4 protein-coding genes are annotated in these 5183 nt (G+C 50.4%); 1 reads left to right on the top strand and 3 read right to left on the bottom strand.

Going from position 1 to position 5183, the window contains the following annotated elements; genetic code table 11:
• The 3 genes from AAH187_RS08950 to AAH187_RS08940 all read right to left on the bottom strand — a co-directional run.
• On the bottom strand, nucleotides 1-347 hold a 347-nt coding region (locus tag AAH187_RS08950; protein WP_342348108.1), incomplete at its 3' end, for a hypothetical protein.
• Between the two features lie 645 nt (nucleotides 348-992).
• On the bottom strand, nucleotides 993-1931 hold the full coding sequence (locus AAH187_RS08945; protein ID WP_342348107.1) for a succinylglutamate desuccinylase/aspartoacylase family protein: 939 nt from the start codon (nucleotides 1929-1931) through the stop codon (nucleotides 993-995).
• A 74-nt stretch (nucleotides 1932-2005) separates the two neighbouring features.
• Entirely contained in the window at nucleotides 2006-3499 is a 1494-nt protein-coding gene (locus AAH187_RS08940) for a glutamate-cysteine ligase family protein (RefSeq protein WP_342348106.1), read from the bottom strand.
• A gap of 230 nt (nucleotides 3500-3729) precedes the next feature.
• On the opposite strand from AAH187_RS08940, the gene AAH187_RS08935 reads away from it, so the two are divergent.
• Nucleotides 3730-4404, top strand: a complete 675-nt coding sequence (locus AAH187_RS08935; RefSeq protein ID WP_342348105.1) for a hypothetical protein — start codon at nucleotides 3730-3732, stop codon at nucleotides 4402-4404.
• Nucleotides 4405-5183: the final 779 nt, after the last annotated feature.

Raw genomic sequence — 5183 nt, 5'->3', positions numbered from 1 at the left:
TTTTCCGTCGGCGGGATCATCCGGATCAATAAGTTCCGGCCCTCGTTTTTAATAACAGTCGAAAGCTCGGACTTGGATTCGGGATTCAGATTTTCCTGAATCTCAGATGCTCCAACTTCAAACACCTTTTGATAACTCTGGATTTTTTGACTGATGTTCTGACCCCATAAATTCAACAAGCGGAAATTTCGTTGAATCAGGTATTGCTCTTTTTCGGTGATATGTACCCAGGCCATTCCACTCAAAAGTCCCAAAGCCACAATCACTAGGAGGGTGGCGCGTTTCGGCGTCACCGAGGTCAGAAATTGATTATAGAAAGTAGAAATGGTTGAGAGGGGTGTAGGCATGTGGATATGGCAGTCAAAGAAAAGGAAAAATACTCGAAACGTAAAATTTGATCTTTACATTTCATCTATTGATATGAATTAGGCAAATGCCATGCCTTGCTTGGGCAATTGTTCTAAGAGTGAGTGGATGGGGGAAGTTCCCTCTGTGGGTTAACCCATTCAGAAGAGCTTTACAAAGATTTTTTGGGATCTTCGTAGGTTCTTTCTATCTAAATTCGCAAAAGTTAGGAAAGGGTTCTCCAGTTGGTTGAGATCATGCGACGTCCTTCGTATTTATCCAATTGGATACAGAGTGTATCTTTTGAAATACATTTCTCCCCATGTCTCTCAAGCAGGGGCGGGAACGGTAACACAAACTTGTTGAGGTGTGGGAAAGTTGGGAGTTAAACCAGGGAGCCTGACCTATTAAATCATATCTGGGTTTTTCCGTTGTCGCCCCCGTTGATACTGCCAGGTTCACATACTTCCGAGTCTCTCAATATCAAAACGATGTCATCATTTTGCCATATCATCCATTGCAACAAAGTTTTCCCCTTGAATGGAAATACACTCACTCCACTCCTTTCTTCGAAAGGGGTGGGGGAGATTGAAAAGACATCACATAGAAGTTTCAGAAGTGTGAGCTCAATCCGAGAATTTTGGTGTTCACGAATCAGGGAGGATGTAGAAGAGGCAATCGCTTTGGGCGATTTCTTGGTTCGTCGTGACCATCATGAGCCGGCTGGGATGAGCTAATCGAAGTTCCCCGTTGTGCACGGAAAAGATGGCGGAGCTGACGTTTTGTCCCATGGCATTCTTTGCCCATAGCACATCCAGGCCGCGTGCCCCGACCCAACCCAGGGTTTCTTGCGGAGACCATAGTCCAAAATTTAATCGATCCACATCTGACGGAAGGGTGAGATCCACTTCAGAAACCGGTCCACCGTTAAAGGCCATGGTGGCCCCTTTCTGCAGTTCCACCCGAATGGGATGATGGAGCACGGTCACCGGTGACGAGATATCCGAAAAATTCTTGGCCAGGGCATATCGTGTGAATCCGCGAAAGGCCAGCTCATCAGCCTGTGGATCTTGTGCCCATCCTGCTTCAATGGTGACGGTCGGCCAGTCGTATTCCGTCGCTTCCATTAATGAGCCCAACCGCAAGTCGGTTATGATGAGATGATCACAAAAGACCCCCGTCAAAGTTTCATGGGTTTCCCGGTTCAGGGTGGTCACACCATACGCCGGACTTCGGCCGGAGGTGTTATGTAAGTCAATCAAGGCTTCGGGTTGGGCGTGATGCAGTTCCTGAAGCATGGCTTGGGCGATGGCCCCTTCCGGTCCCTCAAACGGAGATCGGAAACACCGATTGAGATCTGTTCCTTCTGGTGCGTATCGATGAGAAAAGAATGGCCTGGTCAAGGCCGCTCCGATAGACCCGATAAAACACAGCAAATTGACCTGGGGTTGTCGGCCTTCCCGTATCCATCGATGAAGGGCGCGCACGCCTGAGGGTTCATTGCCGTGCAATAAGGTACTCACAGCGCGTGTGCGCGTGGCATCCAGGCCCGGAAGCCAAAGGAAAGTGGGTTCAGCCAGTTTCACCAGAAAATCCTCGACGGTGTGCCCTACGTCTTGTGGTGTGGGTGCCTCCCACCTGGGTATAGGACGTGCCAGGTTCATTCGGGGTTCAGACTCCACTGGGAAACGGGGGCCCCGGTGTGTGAGGCGCGCAGGTAATCTTCGAGCATGCGAGTCAAAGCCGTGGGACGGTCATCTCCTTGTCTCTCATACTGTTCTAACCGATGGAGTTGCCAACGCGCGCCATTCATTCGTGCTTCCAAGCGATCACGGATCACATTCAGCATGAGTTGGATTTCTTCTTTCTCCACTCCGCTTTCCTCCAAGCCCTTTTCGGCCACCGGCAACAATTCCCTGGCCAAGTCACACACCGATATTTCGCGCAATCCCTGCGCGGTCCCACCTGGCCATACTAACATGGCCTCCATCCCAAATTCGGCCGACCGATAGAAATTCCGGTGAGCATATTCAAACGGAAACTGGTGGAGGATGGTGTCGATCTGCTGTCGCATGCCTAACGTCAGCCCGATAATAAAAGCGGCATTGGCCGCCATATCAATCGGGGTAGGCCCTGAGGGTAGGGCTCGAAATTCGACGCGGACATGGCCATTGGCACCGGCATCATAGATCGCTCGATTCCAACGCCAGACGGTTCCCTGGTGTAGGCGCAATTCCTCAAGCTGCGGCAATTGTCCTCGTCTGATGCATTCCATGGGGTCTTCCATACTCATAACCGGCAATAAGGGAGCATGGAGCGCCACAGCTTCGGCAAATAATTCATACGCCCCGCGACGGACCCATCCGTGGCCAAACGACACTCTGGCCGGTTGGTGCCAATCGCCTTCCTGGGCTTTTCGACTGTCGATCGCCTGCTTAAACAAGGCCACGCGTGTTTCTTCCCACAGGCGATGCTGCAAAAATATGGGACTATTGGCACTAAGAGCCAAGGCCACGGGCGTCACGAGTTGAGCCGCGTTAAAGACGCGGGCGAAATCCTGAGGGTTCACCCGAAGATGAATCTGAAAAGAGGTCGTGGCCCCTTCCAGTGTGACATCCGGACAAGTCACCGTTAAGGGCTCCGGCCCATTGATGTGGATGGAAAAGAGGCCCTCACGCAACCGTCGGAGTGCTGTCGAGAGCGCGCGATAGCGCGGAAGGTCTGACATCACCGGCGAATCCAATTCTTCAGCACAGAGGGTCGGCAGGATGCCAATCGGCGCAATGCGTCCTCCCAATCTGTGGGCACAATATTCCAATGATTGGATGGCGTTCGCCAACTGTGCGCGGACATGGGAAAAGGGATGGCCCGCCAGGGCAACCGGAGATAAATTATATTCCAAATTAAACCGGTCTAACTCGAGTTGGAGGTGTTCATCATGCGAGCAATTCAGGAGGGTGCGATTAATGGGATAGGCCCGGCCCTGGCTATTGATAATCGAGAGTTCGAGTTCCGCCCCGATGGAAAGAGGACCGACACCAAACCCCGGCTGCTCCACCACATGCTCAAGGGCTTTCAAGCTTTGAGTCAACCGTTGCCCAAACCGGGTGAAATCCTCTTCGTCAAACTGATCGCGGTCAATAGATAATCCCATACTATTGCTTCATACCTGAATTCCACGACAAGGTAAAGAATCCTGCCTGGACGAACCGTGTTCCTTGCTTACTTTAGGGTTAAGGGATTTCATGAACATTACATTCATGAAATCAATAAATATGTCCGAAGTATAGGCGGATAGGTTTGTATCAAGTCGCTTAGTGAGGCCTACCAGTCGTCCGTATTGAAGACAAAGGCCATAAGAAAGATAAAAAGGAGAACGGAAAAATGAAGCCAGTGTTTTGGCTGAGGAAATCCGCCGGTGCCATCTTCGTCTTCATTTGTGGAGTTGGCATTGCTTACGCCATGGATCACAGCAGAACGCCTCTTGTGCACATCCGGGCATCCCCGGAGCGGGGTGTCGTCCCTGGTGAGGTGAGCTTGAGGGTTTCCACGGATTCGGTCACGGAAGTGGGCATGATTGCCTGGGATTATGAAGGAGATGGAAGGTTTGATGCAGAAGGGCCTCACCTCCATTCCCAGACGGTCACGTTTTCCCAAGCAGGCCATTTTTCCCCTCGGGTGATCGTCACAAATAAACAGGGCCAAACCTTTGAAGCGACGGCTGACGTGGTGTTAGAGAATCCGGAAGATCTCCAAGCTGCCCTCAATGCCCGGTGGCGGGGTATGCTGGCGGCTTTAGCAAAGCAAGATATTGAAGGGGCTGTCTCGTTTGTGGCTACCAGAAAGCGTGAGGTCATGCGACATGATTGGACCGTGCTTGCTGATCATTTAGGAGAGATCGCGAATTATTTTTCCGTTCCCCTTCAACTAACAGATGGGGAAGGATATAGAGTGGTGGCCAAATCAGCCGACTCACTGCCAATGGGGGAAATCCAATTTCCCTTAGAGGTAGAGTTTGTGTGGGAAGCCGATCATCAATGGTATATCAAAAATTTCTAGAACCCGGAGCTTTTTTAAATCCAATCCTGGCTGACAATGAATTCCCGAATTTTGTATTCGAAAATCTCAACCCTTCTGGGTAATTTGAAAAACAATGCCATCCAGCATCCGCCAAAACTTCTATGATTGAACCGTTTCCCACAAGAGGGAAATTTCCCGTTACCATCAAAATGGAGTCTGTCGTGGAGAAATGGGGAGTCTAAGTCATACTAGCGGGGTTGTTATGTGTTTGTCTGGTGGCGGCGTGGGTGTGCTGGGGGATGATCCGCTTGATCCGTATCAGTATGGGGAGCCTACGCCATGGCATTCAAAGTATAATCCTAGAGGAGGGACGGGAATATGATCAAACCGACGAAACAGGAGCCCACCGAACGGTTCTTCTCCATAGGTGATTAAAGAGCCCACCTTCCAACCGGTATTTTCTGGTCGTAACAGACCTGATCATCCGATTACTTTTTGAGTCCCATTGTGCTGTGGAATTCAAAACGCATGTTTGGGGGATAGCCATTCAAGCTATCTGCTTCTGATCGTTCCAATAAATTCAAAAACACTCGCATGTCTCTACCGGTAATGTGACAGTCCATCCGGTTAGGGTCGACATGATCGAAACGTGCTTGCCGATCCTTTAGAAGAGATCGCGAAAATTTTTCTGTTCCCCTTCAACTGACAGATGGGGAAGGATATCGAGTGGTGGTTAAATCAGCGGACCCCCTGCCTATGGGAAAAATCCAATTTCCCTTAGAGGTAGAGTTTGTGTGGGAAGCCGATCATCAATGGTA

The sequence above is a fragment of the uncultured Nitrospira sp. genome (assembly GCA_902500695.1).
Lineage (GTDB): Bacteria > Nitrospirota > Nitrospiria > Nitrospirales > UBA8639 > Nitrospira_E.
The sequence above is the reverse complement of the archived record's forward strand: the minus strand, read 5'-3'. Positions and strand labels throughout refer to the sequence as shown.